21 protein-coding genes are annotated in these 23476 nt (G+C 68.1%); 10 read left to right on the top strand and 11 right to left on the bottom strand.

Going from position 1 to position 23476, the window contains the following annotated elements:
• The first annotated feature begins 3 nt into the window (after nt 1-3).
• Nucleotides 4-618, top strand: coding sequence for a hypothetical protein (locus MEBOL_RS17420; RefSeq protein ID WP_095978496.1), 615 nt, complete (start codon nt 4-6; stop codon nt 616-618).
• Here MEBOL_RS17420 and MEBOL_RS17415 read toward each other — a convergent pair whose 3' ends face one another.
• The 4 genes from MEBOL_RS17415 to MEBOL_RS17400 form a co-directional block, all read right to left on the bottom strand.
• On the bottom strand, nt 619-1542 hold the full coding sequence (locus tag MEBOL_RS17415) for a TIGR04222 domain-containing membrane protein (protein WP_095978495.1): 924 nt from the start codon (nt 1540-1542) through the stop codon (nt 619-621). It lies immediately after the preceding gene.
• Between the two features lie 91 nt (nt 1543-1633).
• A complete protein-coding gene (locus MEBOL_RS17410; RefSeq protein WP_095978494.1) occupies nt 1634-3502 on the bottom strand; it encodes a glycoside hydrolase family 15 protein in 1869 nt (622 codons plus the stop codon).
• 168 nt (nt 3503-3670) lie between these two features.
• Nucleotides 3671-4300: a cyclase family protein gene (locus tag MEBOL_RS17405; protein WP_157775091.1), complete on the bottom strand. Its 630-nt coding sequence runs from the start codon at nt 4298-4300 to the stop codon at nt 3671-3673.
• Between the two features lie 98 nt (nt 4301-4398).
• The gene (locus tag MEBOL_RS17400) at nt 4399-5493 is read right to left on the bottom strand and encodes a glucose 1-dehydrogenase (RefSeq protein WP_095978492.1); all 1095 of its coding nucleotides are present in this window, start codon (nt 5491-5493) and stop codon (nt 4399-4401) included.
• Between the two features lie 153 nt (nt 5494-5646).
• Between MEBOL_RS17400 and MEBOL_RS17395 the strand changes: the two genes are divergently transcribed.
• The 4 genes from MEBOL_RS17395 (at nt 5647) to MEBOL_RS17380 (ending at nt 9189) form a co-directional block, all read left to right on the top strand.
• Nucleotides 5647-6204 (top strand): hypothetical protein, encoded by a 558-nt coding sequence (locus MEBOL_RS17395; protein WP_095978491.1) that lies wholly within the window; start codon nt 5647-5649, stop codon nt 6202-6204.
• Nucleotides 6205-6291: 87 nt separating this feature from the next.
• Nucleotides 6292-7125 (top strand): peptidoglycan recognition protein family protein, encoded by an 834-nt coding sequence (locus MEBOL_RS17390; protein ID WP_095978490.1) that lies wholly within the window; start codon nt 6292-6294, stop codon nt 7123-7125.
• A gap of 14 nt (nt 7126-7139) precedes the next feature.
• The gene (locus MEBOL_RS17385; protein WP_095978489.1) at nt 7140-8591 is read left to right on the top strand and encodes a hypothetical protein; all 1452 of its coding nucleotides are present in this window, start codon (nt 7140-7142) and stop codon (nt 8589-8591) included.
• A gap of 160 nt (nt 8592-8751) precedes the next feature.
• Nucleotides 8752-9189, top strand: a complete 438-nt coding sequence (locus MEBOL_RS17380; protein ID WP_157775088.1) for a hypothetical protein — start codon at nt 8752-8754, stop codon at nt 9187-9189.
• A gap of 7 nt (nt 9190-9196) precedes the next feature.
• On the opposite strand, the gene MEBOL_RS17375 is transcribed toward MEBOL_RS17380, so the two are convergent.
• Complete coding sequence (locus MEBOL_RS17375) at nt 9197-11047, bottom strand: M48 family metallopeptidase (RefSeq protein WP_095978487.1); 1851 nt, start codon at nt 11045-11047, stop codon at nt 9197-9199.
• Between the two features lie 169 nt (nt 11048-11216).
• Here MEBOL_RS17375 and MEBOL_RS17370 point away from each other — a divergent pair, with 169 nt between their 5' ends.
• Together MEBOL_RS17370 and MEBOL_RS17365 are read left to right on the top strand one after the other, a co-directional pair.
• Complete coding sequence (locus MEBOL_RS17370) at nt 11217-12944, top strand: serine/threonine protein kinase (RefSeq protein ID WP_170115530.1); 1728 nt, start codon at nt 11217-11219, stop codon at nt 12942-12944.
• Nucleotides 12945-13045: 101 nt separating this feature from the next.
• Nucleotides 13046-13996 carry a DUF2381 family protein gene (locus MEBOL_RS17365; RefSeq protein WP_095978485.1) on the top strand — a complete coding sequence of 317 codons (951 nt, stop codon included), beginning with the start codon at nt 13046-13048 and terminating at the stop codon, nt 13994-13996.
• A gap of 17 nt (nt 13997-14013) precedes the next feature.
• Here the strand turns inward: MEBOL_RS17365 and MEBOL_RS17360 are convergent, their stop codons facing one another.
• The 4 genes from MEBOL_RS17360 to MEBOL_RS17345 all read right to left on the bottom strand — a co-directional run bounded on the left by MEBOL_RS17360 (nt 14014) and on the right by MEBOL_RS17345 (nt 16662).
• On the bottom strand, nt 14014-14490 hold the full coding sequence (locus MEBOL_RS17360) for a DUF2019 domain-containing protein (protein ID WP_095982836.1): 477 nt from the start codon (nt 14488-14490) through the stop codon (nt 14014-14016).
• Between the two features lie 70 nt (nt 14491-14560).
• Nucleotides 14561-14911 carry a DUF2019 domain-containing protein gene (locus tag MEBOL_RS17355; RefSeq protein ID WP_095978484.1) on the bottom strand — a complete coding sequence of 117 codons (351 nt, stop codon included), beginning with the start codon at nt 14909-14911 and terminating at the stop codon, nt 14561-14563.
• A complete protein-coding gene (sitA5, locus tag MEBOL_RS17350; protein WP_095978483.1) occupies nt 14911-16287 on the bottom strand; it encodes a SitA5 family polymorphic toxin in 1377 nt (458 codons plus the stop codon). The genes MEBOL_RS17355 and sitA5 overlap by 1 nt, the downstream gene beginning before the upstream one ends.
• A 54-nt stretch (nt 16288-16341) precedes the next feature.
• On the bottom strand, nt 16342-16662 hold the full coding sequence (locus tag MEBOL_RS17345) for a hypothetical protein (protein ID WP_095978482.1): 321 nt from the start codon (nt 16660-16662) through the stop codon (nt 16342-16344).
• 91 nt (nt 16663-16753) lie between these two features.
• Here MEBOL_RS17345 and MEBOL_RS17340 point away from each other — a divergent pair, with 91 nt between their 5' ends.
• On the top strand, nt 16754-17857 hold the full coding sequence (locus tag MEBOL_RS17340) for an alpha/beta hydrolase (protein ID WP_095982835.1): 1104 nt from the start codon (nt 16754-16756) through the stop codon (nt 17855-17857).
• On the opposite strand, the gene MEBOL_RS17335 is transcribed toward MEBOL_RS17340, so the two are convergent.
• Entirely contained in the window at nt 17851-18816 is a 966-nt protein-coding gene (locus tag MEBOL_RS17335) for a hypothetical protein (RefSeq protein WP_095978481.1), read from the bottom strand. The two genes, MEBOL_RS17340 and MEBOL_RS17335, sit on opposite strands and share 7 nt — an antisense overlap.
• A gap of 148 nt (nt 18817-18964) precedes the next feature.
• Between MEBOL_RS17335 and MEBOL_RS17330 the strand changes: the two genes are divergently transcribed.
• Both MEBOL_RS17330 and MEBOL_RS17325 read left to right on the top strand, forming a co-directional pair.
• A complete protein-coding gene (locus MEBOL_RS17330; RefSeq protein WP_095978480.1) occupies nt 18965-19396 on the top strand; it encodes a hypothetical protein in 432 nt (143 codons plus the stop codon).
• A gap of 35 nt (nt 19397-19431) precedes the next feature.
• A complete protein-coding gene (locus tag MEBOL_RS17325; protein ID WP_095978479.1) occupies nt 19432-23052 on the top strand; it encodes a serine/threonine-protein kinase in 3621 nt (1206 codons plus the stop codon).
• 5 nt (nt 23053-23057) lie between these two features.
• Here the strand turns inward: MEBOL_RS17325 and MEBOL_RS17320 are convergent, their stop codons facing one another.
• On the bottom strand, nt 23058-23417 hold the full coding sequence (locus MEBOL_RS17320) for a hypothetical protein (protein ID WP_095978478.1): 360 nt from the start codon (nt 23415-23417) through the stop codon (nt 23058-23060).
• Nucleotides 23418-23476: the final 59 nt, after the last annotated feature.

Here is a 23476-nt window from a genome sequence, read left to right as displayed (position 1 = left end):
CGCGTGACTCCGAACGTCCACTACGACCACCGCGAACTCGAGGACGAGCGGCTGGAGTTGTCGAAGGGTGGCATTTATTGGCTCGGCCCGAACATCACGCTACGGCGCTGCACGCTGGTCATTGGCGTCGAGGGACGCTGGCTGACGCTCATGTCAGGACGGTTGATCGACTGCACCATCGAAGCGAAGCGCGAGTTCAACGACGCACGCTGGACGACGATGGGCTTGAAGGGCTGCCGCTTCAAGGGCCGGTTTAGCGGCAACGAGTTCGGTTACCGCGAGGAGTACCAGGACCCGTGGAAGCTCGGCGGAATGGAGGACTGCGACTTCTCCGAGGCCCGACTAGACCTGTGCCGATTCCACAGCTGCGACATGGAGACAATCCACCTTCCGAAATGGCCGAGCTTCACCATCGTGGACCCCATCAAATACGGGCCGGAGCTGTTGAGCGTGCCATGGCCGGGCGACTTCACTCCGGTCATCCTGCAAGGGCCGCTCAAGGAGCTTCCCTCCACGTCCGCCCTGACATTCTACGCACCCGCCGAGGCGAAGCGCTCGGGCGCCACCTTGGAGGAGTTCAAGGCGGCGGTGGAGCGTTTCGACTTCATCATGCGCTGATCAATCCCCACCGCCTCCGCCACAGCCCCCGCAGCCGCCACCCCCCCCGCTGTCGCCCCCGCCGCAGCTGCTCGAGTCGCTGCTCGAGGAGTCACTGCCCCAACTACTGTTGTCCCCGCCACCGGGGCCACCCCCCGACGAAGGACTCACGGGCATCAGGTAGTCGCGCAGGAGGGGAAAGTGCACGATGGAGAGCACCCCCACTCCGAAGAGGCCCGCGGCGAGCGCCAGCTCCCTTGGACGCATCGCCCCGGCGGAACCCTCGGCGGAGGCGCTGTGGAGCAGGGTCTCGTGCCGCTGCCGCAGCAAGGCCAGTGCCCGCTCGCCCCGGCGCGTGCGCCGACTGTGGAACAAGCGCAGGCTCAGGCCCAGCACGAAGGCGACGAAGAGCAATCCCACGAGATAGCCCACCGGCCTGTCTCGAGACAGCCCCACCATCACCTTCATCACTCCCAGGCCGAGCGCCACCAGGAAGAACAGCCAGGGGTAGCTCTTGTAGCGCGCGTCCTGCTCGGAATCGCGCAGGAAGCCCCGCCCCCTCAGGGAATCCTCCAGGCGCCGCAGCTCGCCTTCCACGTCCTCGCGCAGCTCGCTCAGGGTGCCCGACTGCTCTTCCACGGAGCGGTACACGGCGCGCTCCAACTCCATCGCCCCACGGGGCAGGGGCGCGGCCACGCGCAGCGCGTCGTCCTCGAAGCGCAGGGAGCCTCCGTGCACGAGCGCCACCACCGCGCCGCGCACCGCTGCGTCTGGCCCCTCCAGCATGGCCACCTGGTAGGGATCCAGATCCAGCTCGAAAGGCGCGGGGGGCTCCGCCGGCTGGTTGAGGGCATGCTTCCACGCCCATGCGACGAGGAAAGCGGCCACGAGGAACAATGCGTAGAAGCCGAGGAACTCCGGCCCCGTCCAGTCCAGCGGATTCATCCCACACTCCCGGGCATACCGCCCACGCCGGTGGAGCCCTCACCTGGAAGAACACACCGGAACGGGCCCAGCATACACGGGCCTTGAACGCTCAGTCCTCCTCGCCCAGGGAGCGGTTGAGGTTGTACGCCGCGCTGATGAGCGACAGGTGCGTGAAGGCCTGGGGAAAATTGCCCAGGGACTCGCCCTCGAAGCCAATCTGCTCGGCGTACAGGCCCAGGTGGTTGGCGTAGCCGAGCATCCGCTCGAACACGAGCCGCGCCTCGTCGAGCAGATCCGGCCGGCTCACGCTCGCGCGCGTCATGGCCTCCACGAGCCAGAAGGTGCACAGGTTGAAGGTGCCCTCCTCGCCCATCATCCCGTCCTGGGTGGTCTCCGGATCATAGCGGAACACGAGCCCGTCCGACGCGAGGCCCCCTTCCGTGGGCGGCTTGCGGATGGCGTCCAGCATCGAGAGCATCCGGGGATCCACCGGCGACAGGAAGAAGACGAGCGGCATGATGAGGTTGGCCGCGTCGAGCGCCTTGGACTCATAGGACTGCGTGAAGGCGCCGCGCTCGTGGCTCCAGCCCTTGTCCATGATCTCCTCGAAGATGGCGTCGCGCTCGTGGTGCCACCGGGCGCGGTCCGCCGGGAAGCTGCGCTTGTCCGCCAGCCGGATGGCCCGATCCAGGGCCACCCAGCACATCATCTTCGAGTAGACGAAGTTCTGCCGGCCGCCCCGCACCTCCCAGATGCTCTCGTCCTTCTGCCGCCAGTTGTCACACAGCCAGTTCATCAACCGGCGCAAGTGGCTCCAGAAGTCATACGAGATGGGCGCCCCGTGCTTGTTGTACAGGTACACCGCGTCCATCAGCTCGCCGTAGATGTCCAATTGCAGGTGCGAGTGCGCCGCGCCATTGCCGATGCGCACCGGGCTCGCCCCCTGGTAGCCCGACAGGTGCTGGAGTTCCTCCTCCTTGGGCACGAGGCCGCCATCCAGCGCGAACATGAGGGGAAGCGGCTCGTTGGGCCCGAGCTTGGAGATGCGCTGCTCGAGCCAGCGCATGAAGGCCCCCGCCTCCTCGGAGAAACCAATGCGCAAAAGCCCATACACGGTGAAGGCCGCGTCGCGGATCCACACGAAGCGGTAATCCCAGTTGCGGCTGCCCCCGGGGGTTTCCGGCAGGCTGCACGTGGGCGAGGCCACGATGGCGCCCGAGGGCGCGAACGTCATCAGCTTGAGCGCGAGCGCCGAGCGCTGCACCACCTCGCGCCAGCGGCCCTTGTACGTGCAGCGGCTCAGCCAGTGGCGCCAGTAGTCCACCGTGGCGCGGAAGAGATGATCGGAGTCTTCCTGGCCCAGGACGCGCTCGGCGCACATTTCCGGCGCGCCCTCGCTCAGGCTGAGCACCACGGACTGGCCCTCCTCCAGCATGAAGCGCGAGGTGACGCGCTGCCCATCCGTCTCCAGAGGGGCCTGGGTGGAGAGCATCAGGCTCAAGGTGTCGGACACGAAGGAAGCGCCGCCGGACACCAGCTTCGCCGTGTGCTTGTCGCGCGCGTAGTTGAAGGCGGGCAGACAATCCATGGTGAAGCGCATCTTGCCGCGCACCACGCGGATGTAACGCACGAGCTTGCGCACCGGCTCGTGGCCATCCGTCCCCACCACGGGCATGAAGTCGATGAGCTCGCCCACACCATCCGAACTGTAGAAGCGCGTCACCAGCACGTTGGTGTCGGGCCAGTAGAACTGCTTGTGCACCGCCGACTTCTGGCCGTCCTGGAGTTCCGGACAGACACAAAAGTGGCCTCCCTTCTCGGGGTCCAACAGCGCGGCGAAGATGCTCGGACTGTCGAAGTTCGGAAAGCACAGCCAGTCGATCATCCCGTTGGTCGCCACCAGGGCGACCGTGCGCAGGTCGCCGATGACGCCGTGGTCCTCGATGGCCGGTGAGCGCGCTGTCTTTTCCGAATTCATGGGCCTCTCCCGGAGGGTGGAGGCACCGGCATCCGCACCGGAGCCCTCCACGGATGAGTTCTTGAGATACGAACCCCCGGGGAGCCCAGACCAGTGCGAAGCGTTCATCCGCGTGGAAGAAGTGCGCCGGATGTCCTCACGAGAACCTTACCGGCCACCCGGACCCGCTCAGGAGGCGTCACGCATCGAGCGCACGAGCGCTCGCGCGGGCGAGCCCCACTCGGCCTTCACTCGCAGTGGCAGGCACACCAGCTCGTGCACGCCCACCTTCACCTCGCTCAAGTCCAATCCCTCGATGAGCCACACTCCGGCATCGCGCAGGCGCTGGTGCACCGCCAGGCCCTCCGCGTGGAAACCCGCGCGCGAGACATAGTCCACGCCCACGCACACCACCTGGCGCTCCACCAGGAGCTGCGCCGCCGCGTCCGACAACATCACGAAGTCCTCACCGTGCGGCCGCTTCCACCACTCGCGCGAGGAATTGCGCGTGCGCAGGAGCAGCCGCTCGCCCGCGCGGGGCTCGTATTCGGCCAGCGAGTCCGCGCGGATGCAGTCCACGTCATCGAGCAGGAGCACCCGCGCCTTGCCCACCGTGGCGCTCAAGGGCAGACGCTCGGTGTCCTCCAGGTCCAACTCCAGACTCGGGGGCGCCGTCACATAGGTGCCCATCCACGCCGCGCGCTTGAGCCAGTCGGCCCGCGCCTGGGCGTTCTCGGAAAAGCCCGCCGCCGAGCCTTCTCCTCCTTGAGCGGGCTCCTCGCCAAATGGCACCGAGATGTCCAGCCAGGCTCCGTCCATGTCCATCCTCCTGTGGTTCGCGCGACGTGGCTCCCCTCCCCCCGGACCCGGTCCCCCACCTCCTGCCGGGAAGGGAGCGGACCAGTATCCCCCACTTCCTATCCCCGGGAAAAGACGATGACGTCCTTGACGGCGCTGCTTTTGTCGCCTGTCACCACTTCGGCGTAGTCCTCGGGAGGATGACGCGCGGTGATGATGGCCTCCAACCCTCCGGGCCAGGTGCCGCGAAAGAGGCTCAAGTCCCTCACCGCCGCCTCGAAGTCCTCCGCCGCGGCGTTCACCGTGCCCAACAGCACCTGGTTGTTGAGCACCAGCTGCTTCATCAGCGCGCCCTGATCCACCTTCTCCTTCTCGCTCTCGGGCACGCCGGTGAAGACGAAGACGCCGTTGGGCGCGAGCCCGGACACGAGCGTGAACGCGGCGCCCGCCGCGCCCGCCGCCTCGTACACCACGTCCGCCCGGCCGCGCTGCTCCACCAGCGCCTTCACCTCGAGTTCCTCGGAGGACAGGTACGGCACGCCCCATGACTCGGCCAGCTCCGCCTTCTTGTTGGGCTTGCGGGAGTGCGAGTACACGGTCGTCTCGTAGCCCGCGCGCACGAGCGCCATGGCCCCGAGCAGACCCACCGGCCCCGCTCCCAGCACCACCGCCCGCTCGGGCGCGTCGCGCTTCCAGGGCACGCGCTGGCGCAGGAGCGCCACCTGACGCAGCGCCTTCTCGGCGATGGTGAGCGTCTCGGTGAGCACCCCCACCTGGCGCAGCTCGCGCGGCAGCACGTGCAGGTAGCGCGCGTCCTCCACGAAGAACTCCGCGCAGAAGCCGTGCGCGCCCTGGATGCCGCGCTCGGTGTACTGGCCCGTCACGCAGAAGTCCGCGTGGCCCTGGCGGCACGGCGCGCAGGACGCCTCGGAACACGGCCGGCGGACCCGGGGCACCACCAGGTCTCCGACCTTCACGTCCTTCACCCCGGCGCCCACCTCCACCACCTCGCCCAGGCACTCGTGCCCGACGATGAGGTGATCCTCCCCCTGGGGTGGACGGCCATGCAGCCCCTGGACGATCTCCTTGTCCGTGCCGCACACGCCCACCTCCAGGGTGCGCACCCGCACCTGGCCGGGCGCTTCCAGACGCGGCTCCGGCACGTCGATCACCTTCACCTCGTGCCCCTTGGGAAACACCGCCACCGCCTTCATCGCGCCTCCTCGCTTTGGCCGAGCCCCTGTCGTTGCCCCGGACCCCCCCACTCCGTCACCCCCTCGGGAGACATGGCCGCCGCTGGTGGACACTCCAGGCCGCTCGGGTGCGCATTGGTCAACAGCACCATGCCGCGTGTTAAGAGAAAGGGCGTGAGCGATACCCCGCCCCCCGTCACCCCCTCGCGCTCGCTGTTCCTCGCCGGCGCGGGCATCCTGCTCCTGTCCATCCCCTTCTTCGTCTTCGGCCTGGGCTTCCTCGACACCAAGGCGCGCGTCGAGTTCCAGTGCGAGAGCGGCGGCCCCTGCGACCTCACCCGCGTGGGATGGCTCACCCGGGAGTCCCCCCTCACCTTCTCGCTGGAGGAACTGCGCGGCGGCCGGGTCGATCGCCGCCGCAGCTCGCGCGAGGGCGAGAGCATCTACCGCCCCATGCTCGTCACCACGCGCGGCGACTTCCCCCTGTCCGCCCACTGGATGGAGAACGAGCGGCAGGCCCAGGCCCCCGTCATTTCCGTGGAGCGCTTCATCCGCACGCCCTTCGCGCCCGGCTTCAGCATGTGGCACGACGACCGGCCCCGCGCCAGCCGCGTGGGCGCCCTGTTCACCGGGACGGCGGTGCTCGTATTGCTCTTCGGCGTGCGGCTCACCTGGCGCGCCGTGCGCCGACGGGGAGAGGAGCGCACGCTCCCCGCACCTCCCGTTGCATGAGGCACACGGACGGTGTGGGGAAAAGGAGGGTGGCAACTGGCGAGGCCTCCTCACGATAATTGAGAAAACACTTCCCCCGAGACGTCCATGCAAATCCGCAATACCGCCGCTCCCGCCGCCACCGCCCGCACCGCGGCCGCCGCCGTGACCGCTCCGCCCGCGGGCCTGGAGTTTGGCAACCGGAGCCCCCAGGTGAAGCAGTTGCAGGACGCGCTCGTGAAGCTCGGCTACATGACGAAGGAGCAGGTGGCCACGGGCCCCGGCGTCTTCGGCAACAAGACGAAGGCCGCGGTGACGAAGTTCCAGGGGGACCACAAGCTGCCCACCACCGGCTACTACGGGGACCTGACCCACGCGGCGCTCAAGAAGGCCCTCGCCGCGGGCGGCAAGCCCCCCGTGGAAGGCCCGAGCAAGCCCGGCCCGAGCAAGCCCGGCACCTTCACCAAGCCGCCCGTCATCAACGCGCCCTCGCCCAACTCCAACTCGCGCGGTGGCATGGACATCGACACCATCGTCCTGCACCACACCGGCTCCAACAATGGCGCGGGGGACCTCGCCTGGATGCGCAACCCCCAGAGCCAGGTGTCCGCCCACTACATGCTGGACCGCGACGGGAAGATCTACCAGCTGGTGGGGGATGAAAAGCGCGCCTGGCACGCGGGCAAGGGCGAGTTGCACGGGGTACCCACCGACGTCAACGGCCGCTCCATCGGCATCGAGATCGTCAACGACGGCTCGGGCAAGACGGCCTTCACCGACGCCCAGTACAAGTCGCTCACCCAGCTCGTGGGCTACCTCAAGCAGGAGTACAAGGTCCCCGCCAACAACATCGTCGGGCACAAGGACGTGGCCGTGCCCAAGGGCCGCAAGAGCGACCCCGCCGCCAACTTCGACTGGAAGCGGCTGCGCGCGGGCATCTGAGTCAAGATGACTCCATGACGCACGCGGAGCACATCCAACAGCGGTCCCGGCTCGCGCGGGGCCTCGCCCACGAGCGGCGGGAACTCCTCGCGCGGGTGCCCTTCGCCCACGAACTGGAGCGCTCCACGCCCGCGCTCGAACGGCTCGCACGGCCCGTGGTGGCCCTGGCGGGAGAAGCCCCGGCGGACACGAGCGCCCTGCACCAGGCGCTCGGCGCGGACGTGCCCTGGCGGTGGCTGGAAGTCGGCGTGGCCCGGAGCGAGGACGTGATGTCGGCGATGGGCGACCTGGGCCCGGACTTCTCCCTCACCGAGCTGTCCGAGCACTGCCTGCTGCTGCTGTCCGCGGACACGCCGCCTTCCGATGAGGAGCAGGCGTGGCTGCGGCACCTGCCCGAGTCCTTTCCCGACGGCACGCTCCAGGTCGTCCTCGTCCACCGGGGCGCGCTCCCCGCGTCCTCCCCCGACGCGAGCCCCCGGCCGCCTCGAGGCGCCCGGCTGCCCCCCACCCTGCCCGTGCTCGAGGTCTCCCTGCTCGGAGAGGGCGTCGACGCCCTGCGCGAAGCGGTGGCCGAACGGGTGGCGGCGCGGCAGCTCGCCCTGCTGGACGCGGCCATGAAGGACTGGAGCCGCCTGCTCGCGGATCTCCACGCGCTGTTGGAGTTGCGGCCCCTGGCGCCGCTGCGTCCCGGGACGCTCTCGCGGTTGCGCCTGGGCCTGGACGAGGTGCTGGCCGACGAGGGGCGGCGGCTGGAGCAGGAGCTGCCCCGCTTCGTGGAGGCGTGCGTGGACGCGCTCCACCCCCGGCTGCCCGAGTCGCAGCGCCGATTGACGGAGGCCTTCCGCGAGAAGCTGAGCGAGCGCATCGAGCCCTCGCTGCACGCCTTGCGCGCGCGCCTGGAGCGGCGCATGGCCCAGGAGCTGGCGCGAGACGTGGAGGGCCCCACGCGCGCGGCGCTGACGGATCGCTTTGGCCGGCTCGTGGAGCCACGGGCCCTCTTCTTCGACTGGAGCTCGGCGCGCACCGGGGGACTGGCCGCCCTGGGTGCCGCGGCGTTGATGAGCTCCATGCGCAAGAAGGGCGGTTGGGCGCTGGCGGGAGCGGCCCTGGTGGGCGGCGTGCTGGCGGGAATGCTCGGCCGGGGTGCCCGGCTGCGCACGGACGAGGAGCTGCGGCGCGAGGTGGCCGAGCCCCTGCTCGAGGAATCCCGGCAACGCCTCCAGGAGGCCCTGGATGCCTCCCGCGCGGACGTGCACCACCTGTGCGATCTGCTCCAGAAGGCCGCCGACATCTTCTCCCCCGAGCGCGGAGCGACCTACGACGCCGAGCGCCTGGGCGAGGCGATCTCCCAGGCGGAGAGCCAGCGCGATCGGCTCGACCGGGAGTTGGAGGAGCTGCGCTGGAAGCACCGGCTGGAAGCCCTCACCGGGCCGACACGTCAGCCCATGCCCCTGACCCAGCATTGATCAAAAGCAGAGCAGGCTTGAATCCTTGACGCTCTCCACGGAGCAGTTGATCGCTATCGCTCAAGACTATTGGCCTTCGCGCATGGAAGCCTACCTGCGTCCGGAGACATGCACGCAATTCGAGCGGTTTCACGATCGATGGCGGCATCAACTCGCGCACATGGAGACATGGCGGACGTTCCTCGATGCACTCAAGGGGGACTTGCCGGATTTCGTTATCGGAGATGCGACCGCTACCGTGGATGCATCCCTCCGGTGTGCCGTCTATCCGCGAGACAACAACAAACCGCCTCATGCCGACTGGGCGGTCGTGGGTTGTGTGAGCATCCTGGCCCCGGTCTACACCCTCTACGCCGTGCACCATGAGTTCAAGGGAGGAAGGCCTACGAGCCACGAGCTGTTCTTCCCTCCCTTGCCGCCCGAGTGGCGGGACATCTCACACACGATCGCCAGGAGAATCGAGGCGACGTTCAACGTCAGCGCTCTTTCGCGAGAAACGGCCGAGATGCCCATCCCTCTCTGCGTGGACCCCCACCAACCACCGGACACCACGCTCTTTCACGCGCTCTTCACGAGTCGGCCCCAAAGCGTGCCCTGAGCCGCCGTCACGCCGCTTCCCGCACACTCGCCTGGTGCTCCTCCATCGTCTTGTGACGGCCGAAGTACTGACCGAACGCTCGGAGCATCCCATCCCCATCCTGCAACTTGCTCAGGCAGATGGAGCGCTTGCCCTTGAACAAGCCCGCGTCCTTGAGCTGCAGGTCCAGGTACTTCTTGAACATCCGCTCCTCCGTGCTGGCGGACTTCACCTGCGCGAGCGACACGGGCTCCTCCCACTCCGTGCAGCTCACCTGCGCGAAATCCAGACGCACCTCCAGCCCGGCCTTCTTGCCCTCGAAGGACAGGGGCGGGAAATGCTTCTCCACGTGCCGCCGCTCCTCCTCGGTGGACGGCACATACCGGTAGGCGAGCACCAGGTCATGCGCCTCCGCGAAGCGCGCCTCGTACGCGCCCCAGAGCCGCGCCTCGATGGCCTCCGCCTCCAGGATGGCGCTCACCCAGGAGGCGCTGGTGGGCGCCAGCAACACCCGCACCACGTCGTCCGGCTCGAGCACCTCTCCCACGTTCTCCAGACGCGCGGCCAGCGGAGGGTGGGAGTCGAAGGGGTGCGGCGTCACCGAGCCGTGCAGATCCCCATGAACGGCCTCGGAGCCCGCGTACTCCGCGAAGCCGAGCGCGACCCGCTGCGCGATGGCCACGTCCTGGTGCTGCTCGTTGCCCTCGAAGAGCCTGGACTCCACCCGCTCCCGGAAGCTCGAGTACGCGCCCACCTTCACGAGTGAACGGGCGATGTCCCGCCCCGAGGTGATCCCCGCCGCGAGCCGGTCCGCGGCGAGCTCGCTCGCTCTCCGGCTGCGCCCGAGCGACAGCTCGAACAGCCCCCGGTACGCCAACATGAAGTGGAAGATGGGCAGCGTGAGAATCCCCTCGCGCAACGCCTGGAGGTACTGCGCGAAGCGCGCGAGCATCGGCGCGAGCCGCTTGCCGTGGCCCGTGTCCCCACCGAGCAGGTGCCCCATCTCGTGCGCGAGCACCGCGTCCGCCTCGGAGCGCTCGAGCAGGCGCAGCAAGGACAGGCTCACATAGAGCGTCCGGCCCGTGAGCGTCCGCTCTCCGACGCGCACCTCGCTCTCGGTGACGAAGAAGTTGGTGTCGATGCCCGCGAGGATGTGGTCCGGAGGCTGCGTCCCCATGCGCTCGCAGATCCGGCGCACGTGGGCCCAGAGCTCCGGCGCGTGCGCCTCCTCGAGCACCTCCGCCTCCACCTCGAAGTCCATGGCCGGGCGGCGGAAGATGGCCTTCACCACCTGGAACAGGGCGAACGCCGCCAACACACCGACGATGACGATGAGCTTCGGGTAGTAGCGCTCGAACCACACCGCGGTCATCCAGTAGGACAGCCACACGGCCAGCGCTCCCTGGGCGAGCGCCTGGAGCGCCCCGGTGACCCGGAGCACGTTCCAGCCCACCACGAAGCCGCCGTACTGCAAGGGCCGCGAGACGAACGCCGCCAGGGCGCACAGCAAGGCGAGCACCGCGGAGACAATCCCCACCAGCACCGAGGCGAGCGACAACAGGCGCATCCAGTCGAACTGCCGCACGTCCGAGCACGCCTCGCCGAGACTGTTGCGGAACCCCGACAACTCCTCCGCCGGGTCGAGGCAGGCCACCGAGGCCGGAACGGCGCGGAAGAACTCCAACGCCTCCTGCCGCTCCTCCTCACCGAGCTTGGCGTTCCGGGAGATCTGCCCCTCGATGCTGGTGAGCACGTCCCGGTCGAACCGATCCGTGGCGTGACCGGCGAACCACCAGCCAAATAGGGGGAGGGCGAAGATCCAGAGGGCGGGCAGCGCGTAGACGCGCAGGAAGCCAGGAAGGGACAGGGCGGAGCGCATGGGGAACCGATGAAGGGAGAGAACCCGGACGCTACCGCGAAGGATGGGCGCGAGGGCAGTCCCCCCAGCGAGCGCGCTTCCTTCGAGCCACCCTGTCTCAAAAGTGGGACTCCGGGAGTTGTCCTGGGAAGTAGGCTCCTTCTGCTACCGTGTCCGCTCCGAGGTGAACATGCACGAGAGCGACACGCTGGAGCTGCCTCCTGGCACGCACGTCAGCGGCACGGTGGTGGAGGCACGGGTGAAGGCCGGGGGCTTTGGCACCGTCTACCGCGCGAGGGATCCGCTCACCGGCACCTTGTTCGCCCTCAAATTCATTTCCCTGCGCCAATCGGAGGCGCGCGCCCGGCGCGAGTGCGCCATCGCCATGCCCTGGCGCCATGCCAACCTCGGGCGCCAGCTGGGCTTCGGCCTCTGGCCCCTCACCCTGCCTCGCTTCCTGTGGCTCAAGTCGCTCTACATCGAAGGCCCCGAGCTCGGGGTCTGGGCGCATCGGGACAACCCCGACGCCCGGGGCGTGGTGCTCAAGGGGATGGGCGTGACGCGCGCGCTGGCCGTGATGCACTCCCACGGCGTCGTCCACCGGGACGTGAAGGAGGCCAACATCCTCGTGCGCGACCGGGACGGAGAAGCCGTCCTCGTGGACTTCGGAGCCGCCCGCCGCGAGGGACAGAACACCCTCACCGAGGGCGTGCTCCCTCCCGGCACGGCCGACTACCGCGCTCCCGAGGCGTGGCGGTTCTTCCTGGAGAAGGCGCTCCAACCCGGGGCCCACTACCGTCCCGGCCCGGCGGACGACCTGTACGCGCTGGGCGTGGTGCTCTACCGGCTGCTCACGAATCGCTCTCCCTTCGAGGTGGAAGCGGACGAGCCCGAGTCGCTTCAAGCCGTCCTCCACCAGGTGCCCCTACCACCGCACATCCTCAACCCCCGCGTGCCCGAGCCCCTGAGCCGCGTCTGCCTGAAACTCCTGGAGAAGCGGCCCGAGGATCGCTACCCGAGCGCCCTCGCGTTGTACGAGGCGCTGAACGGGCTGTTGGCCGGAGCGGATGACTCCTGGCGGGTGCCGCTGCGAGACAAAGCCTCCGTCTCGGAGGAGACGCGACGGCCCCGGTGGCGCCAGGCACTCCCGCGCGCGGGGGTGGCGATGGCCGTGGCCGTGGGCCTTCTCTACGGAGGATGGAGGCTCGCCACGTGGGACGAGCCCTCCCCTACCCAGAGATGGAGGTCTGGCCAGGAAGTGGCGTCCCCGGGAGCACCACCGGAGATTGAAAGGGCCTCGGCTCCGCCCCAGGTGGCGAACACCCCCGCGGCCGTCGCCCCCACGGTGACGCAATCCAAGGACGATGCCGTGACGAAACCACAGGCCCCCGGCGCCCCGGGAAACACGAAGAAGAAGGTCCTCGCTCCCGCCGCCCGATGGTGTCTGGGGGCAGCCGCCGCCGCCCAGGCCGCGTGCACGGGTACGCCCGTTCGCCCCACCCCCGCCGACGTCTCCAAGTCCACGCCCAGCCTCCCGGAGTGCCCGGAAGGAGGCTTCGAGAGCATGAATGCACTTGAATTGCTTCCCCTGACCAGTTGGACACACCTCGTCGGATTCACTCCCCTGGGTGAGCCTCCGGACAGAGTTTTCGTCCGCGAAGGAGCCACCACGGTGGAGTTGCGCGATCCGTGGGGAAAACTGGAACGGCGAAGCACGTTCCAGGGTCATCTCGTCTTCGGGCAGAACCGCGTCTACGGACGCTTCACCGAGGCCCGGACCCCCAGCGGGGCCACCTTCAAGATCTGCGTGGAGCTCACCTTCGACGGCGATCTCGGTGCCAAATCGAAGGAAACCAAGGACACGGCGAACATCTTTTCCGTCCAGGACGTGGTCTCGGTGTACCGCGAGCGGTATTAGCGCTCGAACAGAGGAACCAGACAGCGTCTCCCTACCGGGGAAGAAGGCGTGTTAGAGACCACGCCCGAGGTCACCCGCCTCTTTGCCCGAGGATCCACCGCATGTACGCCCTGTTCCCAGCCGCCGTGGCGTTGGTGCTCTTCACGGGGCTCCACGCACCCGCCCAGCCACGCTCCCTGGACTGCGCGGCGTCACCGCATCGCCTTGAATTGTCGCCGGAGTCTCCGGCGGAAGTGAAGCCGGTGTGTATCAACCCGGACCAGCCCACCACCTTCCTCTTCGACTCGCCGCTCGTGCCAGAGTCGGCGGAAATACAAGGCCGGGAACGTTTCACCGACGTGGCCATGGGAACGCGGAGCGTCACCCTCCTGCCTTCAAAAGATCTCCAGCCTGGAGAACGTTTCACGATGGTCGTGCGCTTCGCGGACGGCGCGGCTCCGGCCAACGCCTCATTCTCCCTGGTCGGGCATCCCGCGTTCGGAGCACGGAAGGTGGAGGTATTTCGCCACAAGCGCACCGTGGAGGAATACCAGCGGGAAATTCAGGAGGAGCGCGAGAAGTCCCGGCAGTTCGCGAAGGAGTTGGAGCAGCTTCGCATGCAGAATGGACCCGGTGGCCTGACCGGACTGATCGCCAGCGGGCTGATGAAGTTGGACAGTAAAGAGAATGGCGTCGTTACCAGGACCCTGGACATAGCAACCAAAACTCCTCGCGAGACGATCCACGCGGAGAAAGGCATCAGCTATCGCTCCAGCACCACACGGGAACACGAGGGCCGCGAGGTGGTGCGCATCGCCGTGGCGATGGTCTTGCGAAATCCGGATCCACAGCCGTGGTCGAGCGCGGGCGCGGCACTGGAGAGAAAGGGACAGGAGCCCAGACCCGCGCGAGTCTTCTGGCAGGCATCGCCCATCGCGCCGGATTCAGGGACGGGCCTGTTCGTGGTGGAGTGGGAACTGACCGCTGGGGAGGCTCAAGGAGCATTCACCGTGAAAGCCTGGGATGAAAGCGGCCACCGGCTCATCCTCCTGAACGGCGTGACCTTTCCCTGATGAGATCCACTCCAAAGTCACTTGCCGACCTTGGCTCGCTTGCTCAGCCTCCGTCTGACAGGAGCGGCGCGTTCCATGCGGGATCGGCTGCGCTTGATGGGTAGTGCCGAGCGGGACGCTTCTGACTGTCTCACCGCATCTTCGGCTAGGTCCAGGGACCATGTGCCCTCTTCCCACCGTTTCAAAGCCTCAAACGCCTCGAAAGGAATCAGCCCCTTCCCCTTCGCGGCCTCTTGCAATACCGCCTTGGCTTCAGCCGTGCGATATCTCAGGAGGAACGTCGCCGCGGATGTGCGAACATCCATGCTCGGATGCGTGAGAAGTTCCGCGAGTGCATCGCGACCGGCGTCCCCATAAGACCGCAACTGGTCAAATGCGGCGAGCACCTTCGTCGCATGCTTGTTTCCGGTCTTCGCGTCGCCACTCCAAATCTCTTGAGTTTGCGCCTGCGTATGATGGGCGAACGACTCGACTAGCTTTTTGAACTCATCCACCAAATTTCACTCTCCCCATCATCGATCGTCTTCAATCCGAACGCATGCTGCGCGTTCACCCATGACGCTATCAGTCAATATCCAAGCGCCAGGTGCCCTCTTCCCAATATTTCAACGCTTGAGACGCCACGAAGGGAATCATTCCCTTTCCCTTGGCTGCTTCTTCCAAAACGGGCTTTGCCTGCTCTGGTCTATCACTGAGCAAGCAGGCGGCTGCATTGACTCGAACGTCCATGCGAGGATGTACTAATAATTTTGCGAGTGCATCCCGGCCCGCCTCTCCGTGGTCTCGCAACTTCTTGAACGCAGCGATGTAGCGTTTGGCGTACTTATTCCCGCCGCTTCGGTCACCGCCATGAATGGCATCAGTCTGTGCAGCCACGTTCAAGGCAAACTCTCTTGCGATACTCTCTAAGTCCATTACCACACCCCACTCCTGATATTCTCAATCGCAAGTAAAGCAAACTCTCGTTGCGCCTCGTACGATTGAGTACTCAGCCATTGCCTCACCGTCAACTTATTGGTTCTGGTGGCAACCAACTGGATCGACGAATAGAAGGCGCTCACCTCTTCATGCAAGTCTTTATCTAGAGCAATGACGTTCTCGGTATTATGCAGAGCATCCCCCCCGAACCGCTTCGTGTTGCCCGGAGTCTGCTCCACGAGGTGATGCCATTGTTTTCCCGTTCCCGCGGGACCCATGGCCGACTTGAAGCCACTGAACGACCCCCAGGCCCTGTGGCCGTTTGGAAGGAGCTTACCCCTTCCCGGCGGACTCCCAGCGGCGGCGCTCCGGCCCACCATGGCCACGACGTGCGGTGCCCCCACGACGAGACGAAGCGCGCCCTCGGACGCGGAGACAATGACGCGCTCGGCCCCGGTCGCCGCATCCAGCAGCTTCATGCCGGTTCTGGCCGCAACTCTCCCCGAAGCCTGTCCGAATCCCGGTAGCTTCGGCGCCTTGGACGCGAGCGCCGCCGTTCCACCGATCGCCGCTGTCCCCACCAACACGAGGATCCGCACACTGTTCGGCCCGATGACGCGGCCGAACCGCTCGCCCGTCTCCCTCAGCTCCGCGAAGCTCGTGGCCCGGGGGGCTTCCTCGTGAAGCCGCGCATAGGCTCGCAGCAGGTCGAAGAATTCCCACCCCAGGTACCCCCACATGAGCACGGTGAACGCGAGGGCAAGGCCCTTCGTCACGGGCTCGGGTATCGGCGCCAGCAAGAGCGCCATGTACCCCGCGATGCTGATGCTCAGCAGGGTCAGCAACTGGGAGGGGTCGAGCATGGCCCGGACTTCCGCGTTCACGCCTTCCAAGGCGGGGCCCACCGCCAGGGCGAGCGCGAGGCGGCGCTTGTCATCCTCCTGGAAGCGGGGCCCATCCTCGAACAGCGTCAGGCAATCTCCTGGCGTCCCGCGCCGTTCGCAGTACCGCCCATAGGACTTCGCCAGCTCAGACCGCCACGCCTCTCCACCCGATGACACGGACGTCAACACCACGCCATGGCCAACCTGACGGGGTGGTTGGAACCTGGCCACCCGCAGCGGCATGTCGAGCCAGAGTGTCGCCAGGGCTTCGGTCAGCTCGGCGTTACTTACCCGCACCGCGGCGAAGTCCGTGGGCAGCCGGGTGAAGACAGCTTCTTCGCCTCCGGCGTCGGCTCTCGACTCCGGTGAATCATGCCGCACGGCCGCGCCCATGGGCCTTCCCGTGGCGCAGGCCGTCACCCCCATCAACACCGCCAGTGCCAGCGCCCCCACACGCGAGGGCCGCCGTGTATCCACCTCTTCAGACATGGTCTGACCTCTCCGTGGAAGCGGCCGTGGACACGGGGTGAATCAGGGGTGAGCCTACCCGTGCACGGCGGTCAGGAACGCCGCCTGCCGCTCCTGCATGAACGCCACGCACTCACCGATCACGGACGGCGGCGGAAACACGGGCTCCTTCATGAAGGCCATGATCGCCAGCTTGACCTCCTCGTAGAGGGCCGGACTGAACGGCTCGCCCGGCTTGGTGCTGACGAGCAACTCGTGCATCTTCCGCAGAAGGGGCTGAGCGGTCCCGGTGGCCACCTGCGCCTCCTTCTCCAGCGTCACCAGCAACCGCTCCCTCATGGCGTTCAGTTCGGGCGGCTCGACGGGAAGCGCGGGGGGTAGGTTTTCCTGGGACATGGGCGGGCCTCTTTCGGGAAAAGGGGGTTCGGAAAACGATACCAGGAGTCACCTTGCTCCGACCCGGACCTCGTTGGGAGAGTTCCACCCCATGCACCCTTCTCCCTGGCGCGCCCTGGGCCCCCTCGCGGCCTTGTCCCTCCTCATGTCGAGCACCCTGGCCGAGGCCACCACCGTCCGCATCCACTACGACGTCGGCTACGGCAACCGCATCACCGTCCGGGGCAGCAAGGCGCCCCTCTCCTGGACCACCGGCAACAACGCCACCTGGAGCACGGGCAACATCTGGACCCTGTCCTGGTCCAACGCCGTGGGCGACGTGGAGCTCAAACCCCTCGTCAATGACGTCTCCTGGTCCACCGGCGCCAACTACCGCGTCAAGGCTGGAGCCACGGTGGACCTCTACCCCTTCTTCGGCGCGGCCTCGGGGCGGTTGCAATACGTCTCCCAGCTCTATTCGCCCCAGCTCGGCAACTCCCGCACGCTCGCCGTCTACCTGCCGCCCAGCTACTCGGAGAATCCGCTCAAGCGCTATCCCGTGCTGTATGCCCATGACGGGCAGAACCTGTTCAATGCCTCCACCGCCTTCGGCGGCGTCGAGTGGCGCATGGACGAGACGGCCAATGCCCTCATCGGCAACGGCTCCATGGACGAGGTCATCATCGTGGGCGTCTATAACGGGGACGCCAACCGCATCTACGAGTACACCCCCTGCTGCGATCCCCAGTACGGCGGCGGAGGCGCGGACAAGTACGAGCGCTTCCTCATCGACACGGTGAAACCCTATATCGACCAGAACTTCCGCACGCTGACGGGCAAGCAGAACACCGCGCTCATCGGCTCGTCACTCGGTGGCCTGGTGTCTTTCTACATGGGACAGCGCAATCCGTCTGTCTTCGGTAAGCTCGCGGCGCTGTCGAGTTCCTTCTGGTGGAACAACCAGGCGCTCACCCAGCAGGTGGAGGCGGCTTCCACGAAGGTGGCCGTGAATGTCTACCTCGACGCCGGGACGAGCGGTGATGGGCTGCCGGAGACGACCCGCATGCGCGATGCGCTCGTGGCGGATGGCCATGTCCAGGGTCAGGATCTCTTCTATTACGTGGCCCAGGGCGCGGGACACAACGAGTCCTCCTGGGCCGCGCGGCTGAACCTGCCCCTGACGTACCTCTTCCCCTGGCAAGGCACGGCCTACTGAGCCGCTTCCTGTTGTCCGGGAGGAGGCGGCGGCTCGGGTTCCTGGTGGAACATGTCCGCGAGGATCCGCTCCGCCGCGTCCGCGAGCACGTCTCGCTCCAGGCGCATCTCCTCGCCGAAGAAATGCTCGCCCACGCTCGCGTCGAGCGCCTGGGTGGCCAGGAGCGTGAACGCCCCCGCCTCGTCGAAACCCGTCTCGGAGGCCAGGACCCGCTTGCCTGGCTGTAAATCCTCCTGGTCGAAGTGGCCCTCCCAGGTATCCCCCAGGGTGACGGAGAAATACTGCATGGCCACGTTCCCGGGACGAGACATGTGCGCGACCGCGACCACCGCCCGCAGCCGCGCGCGCTCCTCTGGCGTCATCCGCTTCTTCCAGGCCTCGACCGTGGCGTGCATGGTCTCGAGCTGATCCCTCGCCGCGTCCTCGATGTTGCCCATCAACTCCGGCAGGTGCGACCGGGTGAAGGCCCACAAGGTGGCCGGCTCGATGCGGTCCTCGGCCAGGACCCGCTCGACGAGGCCAAGCGAGCCCTCGAGCAGGCGGCGTTGGCGGGTGAGCTGCTCCGGAGTGAAGCCCCGCCGCGCCAGGCTGTCCTCCGCCGCGGTGATGAGTCCCCGCAGGGAGGTGAGCCGTTCCCGGGTGCGCCCATCGAGCGCGCCTCGCCTGTCCATCAGGAGCACGTACAGGGCGAGCGGCAGGTGGTTGATGGCCTTGAGCTCATGGTAGCGACGGGTCCTCGCGGGGCCCTCGAGCCGCTGCTCCCCGTTGCGCAGGATGAGCACGTCGTCGATCTGCGCGATGACCGGACCCATGCCCGCGAGCAACGCGTCCCGCCGCTCGGCATAGGCGTCCCGGAAGGCCTCATTGAGCACCTGGAGGGGATCCGTGGCCTCCAGCGCCACGGAGCTCGGAGCATTGCCAGGAGGGGAAGCACGGGGAGCGAAGGGACACTCGGCCATGGGCGTAAGGTAATGCGGCCCTGTCCTCCCGGCTGGCGCCCCTCGGCCTCCTGGACGGGAGGCGAACACCTCCGTGGAATCTTCAACAGAGTCGGCCCGGAGATCGCGCCGTTGCGGCTGGGGAGCTTGCTGTCATAGGACAGGGCGTATGCCGCCCATCCAGCGAGAGTGGACGATCGGAAGGCACACCTTCCACTTCGAGGCTCCCGATCTCCTCTGGTCGAAGCTCCAGGGAGGATGCACCCTGGAGCAGGCCGTCCAGATGGTGAATCTCTACAGGGAGCTGGGCACGGCCCATCCCTTCTTCATCATGGGGGACATGGAGACGGCGGAGGGGATGGAGTCAGAGGCCAGGCGCTATGTCAGCGAGCACGTCCGGTCCGAGTGGATCCTGGGGGTCATCTACTTCAAGACGCGGCTCTTGCATAAAGCCCTCGCCATGGGACTGCTCCTCGCCGCGGAGATGACCCGGGCGGAGAAGAGTACCCTGCGGGGGAAGATCCACTTCGTCTCCAGCCAGGCCAAGGCACGGGCGCTCCTCGAGCAACTGCGTGAGCAGCGGGGCGGGAATTCCACCTGAGGGGCCCCCCATTCCGTCCCACGGACACCCCTCCTATGCTCGGGAGGGTGAGCACCCCGAACACCCCCCGGCCCGAATACGAGGAGGAACTCCACTGCGCGCTCGCCGAGGGAGTCGTCTCGCGCGAGCAGGTGGAGTCCTTGCGCGAGGAGGCCGTGCGCCTCCAGCGCAGTCCCCTGGAGCTGCTGCTCGAACGGGGCCAGCTCTCCCCGGACACCCTCGTGTCCCTGCGCGGCCGGGCCACCCCCTTCGAGGCTCCCTCCACCCAGCGCCCCGGTGCTCCCCCGCCCCCCTCCGCGTCCTCGGAACCCGCCTTTCCCCTGCCCGGTTGGGAGCGCTATCAGGCCGTGCGCTTCCTCGGCCAGGGCGGCATGGGCCAGGTCTTCCTCGCGTATGACCCCCGCCTGCGCCGCAACGTGGCCCTCAAGTTCGTGCGCGACGGAGACCCCCAGCTCGCCCAGCGCTTCCTGTCCGAGGCGCGCGCCCAGGCCCGGGTGCGCCATGAGCGGGTGTGCGAGCTGTACGAGGTGGGGGAGATCCACGGCCGGGCCTTCATCGCCATGCGCTACGTGGAGGGGCGCCACCTGGGGCAGCTCGCCCGGGAGCTCACCCTGGAGCAGAAGCTGTCCGTGCTCCGGGACGTGGCCGAGGGCGTCCACGCCGCCCACCATGCCGGCCTCATCCACCGCGACCTCAAGCCCTCCAACATCCTCGTCGAGCGGCCGGAGGACGGAAGCCTCAAGCCCTACGTCATGGACTTCGGCCTGGCGCGCGACTGGCACGAGGAGCACACCGCCTCGGGCGACGTGCTCGGCACCCCTCATTATATGGCCCCCGAACAGGCCCGGGGCGAGGTGGGCCGGTTGGATCGCCGCGTGGACGTCTACAGCCTGGGCGCCACGCTCCACCACATCCTCACGGGCGCGCCTCCCTTCGCGGGGAACAACGCCCTGGAGCTGCTCACCCTCATCCAGACCGAGGAGCCTCCTCCGCTCCGGCGCTCCCACCCCGACCTGCCCGTGGACGTGGAGGCCATCGTCCTCAAGTGTCTGGAGAAGGATCGCTCGGCCCGCTACGACTCGGCGCGCGCCCTCGCCGAGGATCTGGAGCGCTACCTCTCCGGAGAGCCCGTGCTCGCGCGCCGCGCCGGGCCCGGCTACCGGCTGCGCAAGAAGCTGCGCAAGCACCGGCTCCTCGTGGGCCTGGGCACCACCGCGCTCGTGGGCCTGGGCCTCGCGCTCGGGCAGGCGGCGCTGACCCGCCACCAGGTGGCCTCGCGCGAACGCCTCGCCCGCCTCTTCACCGAGCGCGTGGAGCGCCTGGAGGCCCAGGCGCGCTACTCCGCCCTGGCGCCCCTGCACGACACCCGCCCGGATCGGCTCGCCCTGCGCGAGGGCATGCGCGCGTTGGAGGAGGACATCCGCCAGGCGGGGGGAGACGCCCAGGCGCCCGGGCACTACGCCCTGGGCCGTGCCCTGCTCGCGCTGGGGGATGCCCAGGGGGCCCTCGAGCGGCTCGAATCCGCATGGCGCGGGGGCTACCAGGAGCCCCGGGTGGCCTATGCGCTCGCGCTCGCGCTCGGCCAGCTCTACCAGGAGCGGTTGCTCGAGGTGGAGTGGACGCGCAACCCCGAGCAGCGCGAGGCCCGCCGGCGCGAGCTCGAACAGCGCTACCGCGATCCCGCGCTCACTTATCTGCGAAGGAGCGAGGGCACCGAGGCCCCTTCTCCCCACTACGGCGCGGCGCTCCTGGCCTTCCATGAGGGCGAGCACGAGCGGGCCCTGGCCGAGCTGGACGCGCTGGGCACCCCCACGCCGTGGTTCCACGAGGTGCCCCTGCTGCGCGGCGACATCCTCCGGGCCCGCGCCTGGAAGCGCCGCAACGCCGGGGATCGGACCGGCGCCCTCGCCGACCTGGAGGCCGCCCGCGCCGCGTACACCGCCGCCGCCGCCATCGGCGAGAGCGACCCCGCCGTGTACTCCGCCCTGGGCACGCTGCACCTGGGCTCCCTTCTGCTGGAGTTCTTCGGCCCGGGGGACATCCAGGCCCCCTACGAGCGGGGACTCGAGGCCGTCTCCCAGGCGCTCACCGCCGCGCCGGACCACTTCCAGGCCCAGCTGCTGCGCGCGCGCTTCCACCGCCGGATGGCCGAGTACCGTCTGCAGCAGGGCAACGGCGAGGTGCTGCCCCTGGTGGAGCAGGCGCTGGAGGAGGCGCGCGCGGCGCTGGCGCTCTCGCCTGGAGACCCGCGGGCCCAGATGGAGATCGCCCGGAACTTCCGCCTGACGGCCCGCTACCGCCAGGAGCACGGCGAGGATCCCGCCGAGCCCCTGCGCGAGGCCTTCCAGTCCCTCGAGGGCGTGGCCGAGAAGGATCGCGACTACGTGTTCCACACCGAGCGCGGCTACCTCCTCAAGATCTGGGCCGACTCCGAGGACCAGCGGGGAGGCGACTCGCTCGGACACCGAGGCCAGGCGATCCAGGCCTACCGGGCCGCCATCGCGCTCGACCCGAGCCTGGTGGATGCGTGGCTCAACCTCGGAACGATGTACTTCAACCGCGCCACGAACCCCCGCGCCCCGGACGCGGACGGAGACCTGGAACAGGCCCGGGAGACGTTCGAGCGCGCTCGCCGCATCGACGCGGGGCACTACGTGCCCTACTACTACGGCGCCCAGGTGCACGAATGGCGGGCCCGGCGGCGCTTCAACCGCGGCGGGGAGCCGGACAGCGAGCTGGAGCAGGCGCTCGCCCTGTACCGTCAGGGCTCGGCCATCAACGCCAAGCTGCCCGCCTTCCCCAACGCCCTGGGCGGAGCGCTCCTGTGGAAGGCGGAGCTGGCGTGGGACGCGGGACAGGACGCCGAGCCCCTGCTCGACGAGGCCCAGGCCGCCTTCGAGCGGGCCCGCGCCGCCGCCCCCCAGCAGGGCTTCGCCTACAACAACCTGGGCGAGGTGCACGCCTGGCGGGCCCTCTTCCAATACCGGCGGGGGGAGGATCCCACCCCGAGCGCCCGGGCGGCCCTGGAGAGCTATGCTCAGGCCATCGAGCGCCTGCCCAAGCAGGCCCAGTTCCGGGTGAACCCAGCCAAGGTGCACCACACCCTGGCGCTTTGGACCTTGAAGCGGGGCGAAGACCCGTCACCCGAGCTGGAGCGGGCCTCGGAGGCCCTGCGCCAGGCGCTCGAATTGAATCCCGGCATGGGGTACGCGCTGCGCTACCAGGGCGAGGTGGAGGCCGTGCGCGCGCGCTGGCTCGCCCGGAAGGGACAGGCCCGGGGCACCGACTTCGAGCGGGCGGCGAACTCCTTCCAACGCGCCCTCGAGGCGGACCCCGAGTGGCAGGAATACCGTCTGGCCGCGGCGCTCCTGCGGGGCGAGTGGGCGGAGTGGCTGACCCAGGCGGGCGGAGGAGACCCCGCGCCCGTGCTGCGCGAGGGGCTGCGCCAGGTGGAGCAAACCCTGGCCGCCCGTCCCACGTGGGCCACCGCCCGGGCCGCCCGGGCCCGGTTGCTGCTCGCGTTGGCGGAGACTCCCAGCGCGTCCCCCGCGGAACGCGACTCGTGGCGGGGCGAGGCCCGGAAGGACCTGGATCAGGCCCTCGCCCACAACCCTCACCTCTCGGTGGAGTACGAGCCCCTGCTCAGCTCACGCTAAGGCGCTCACTTCTCGATGAGGATCGGCGGCTCCGTGCCGACATCCACTCCGCCGGACACCGTCCCGGGCGGCTCGGGATCCTCTCCATGCTTCCACGGCTCCGGGGGGGGAGGCACCTTGAATTCATATCGCCGATAGGGGGCGTCGCTCCGGACGACAGGCGACTTCGAGGCCGTGAGCGTGGAGCTGCCGTTGAGCACGAAATCGTCTTGATTGAAGGGAGTCCCCTCCTCGAACTTCACCGTCACGGTGTCCGTGCTGTCCTCCAGGGTGAAGACCACCGTGTCGCCTGGATAGACCAAGGGCGGGTTGATGGAATAGATCGGCTCGCGGCCGATTCGGATCTGGATCGTCAGTGTCGCCATGGATGTCTGCCTTTCTTTGGGCACCCCATAGCAACCTTGAGCGGGAGCCGCCATGAACG

The organism is Melittangium boletus DSM 14713, assembly GCF_002305855.1.
Classification (GTDB): domain Bacteria; phylum Myxococcota; class Myxococcia; order Myxococcales; family Myxococcaceae; genus Cystobacter; species Cystobacter boletus.
This window is presented reverse-complemented; position numbering and strand designations above follow the sequence as displayed.

Coding starts and splice junctions, on each gene's coding strand:
- MEBOL_RS17415 (WP_095978495.1), bottom strand. CDS start 1,542: ATGAATCCGCTGGACTGGACGGGGCCGGAGTTCCTCGGCTTCTACGCA.
- MEBOL_RS17410 (WP_095978494.1), bottom strand. CDS start 3,502: ATGAATTCGGAAAAGACAGCGCGCTCACCGGCCATCGAGGACCACGGC.
- MEBOL_RS17405 (WP_157775091.1), bottom strand. CDS start 4,300: ATGGACGGAGCCTGGCTGGACATCTCGGTGCCATTTGGCGAGGAGCCC.
- MEBOL_RS17400 (WP_095978492.1), bottom strand. CDS start 5,493: ATGAAGGCGGTGGCGGTGTTTCCCAAGGGGCACGAGGTGAAGGTGATC.
- MEBOL_RS17390 (WP_095978490.1), top strand. CDS start 6,292: ATGCAAATCCGCAATACCGCCGCTCCCGCCGCCACCGCCCGCACCGCG.
- MEBOL_RS17385 (WP_095978489.1), top strand. CDS start 7,140: ATGACGCACGCGGAGCACATCCAACAGCGGTCCCGGCTCGCGCGGGGC.
- MEBOL_RS17380 (WP_157775088.1), top strand. CDS start 8,752: ATGGAGACATGGCGGACGTTCCTCGATGCACTCAAGGGGGACTTGCCG.
- MEBOL_RS17375 (WP_095978487.1), bottom strand. CDS start 11,047: ATGCGCTCCGCCCTGTCCCTTCCTGGCTTCCTGCGCGTCTACGCGCTG.
- MEBOL_RS17370 (WP_170115530.1), top strand. CDS start 11,217: ATGCACGAGAGCGACACGCTGGAGCTGCCTCCTGGCACGCACGTCAGC.
- MEBOL_RS17365 (WP_095978485.1), top strand. CDS start 13,046: ATGTACGCCCTGTTCCCAGCCGCCGTGGCGTTGGTGCTCTTCACGGGG.
- MEBOL_RS17355 (WP_095978484.1), bottom strand. CDS start 14,911: ATGGACTTAGAGAGTATCGCAAGAGAGTTTGCCTTGAACGTGGCTGCA.
- sitA5 (WP_095978483.1), bottom strand. CDS start 16,287: ATGTCTGAAGAGGTGGATACACGGCGGCCCTCGCGTGTGGGGGCGCTG.
- MEBOL_RS17345 (WP_095978482.1), bottom strand. CDS start 16,662: ATGTCCCAGGAAAACCTACCCCCCGCGCTTCCCGTCGAGCCGCCCGAA.
- MEBOL_RS17340 (WP_095982835.1), top strand. CDS start 16,754: ATGCACCCTTCTCCCTGGCGCGCCCTGGGCCCCCTCGCGGCCTTGTCC.
- MEBOL_RS17335 (WP_095978481.1), bottom strand. CDS start 18,816: ATGGCCGAGTGTCCCTTCGCTCCCCGTGCTTCCCCTCCTGGCAATGCT.
- MEBOL_RS17330 (WP_095978480.1), top strand. CDS start 18,965: ATGCCGCCCATCCAGCGAGAGTGGACGATCGGAAGGCACACCTTCCAC.
- MEBOL_RS17325 (WP_095978479.1), top strand. CDS start 19,432: ATGCTCGGGAGGGTGAGCACCCCGAACACCCCCCGGCCCGAATACGAG.
- MEBOL_RS17320 (WP_095978478.1), bottom strand. CDS start 23,417: ATGGCGACACTGACGATCCAGATCCGAATCGGCCGCGAGCCGATCTAT.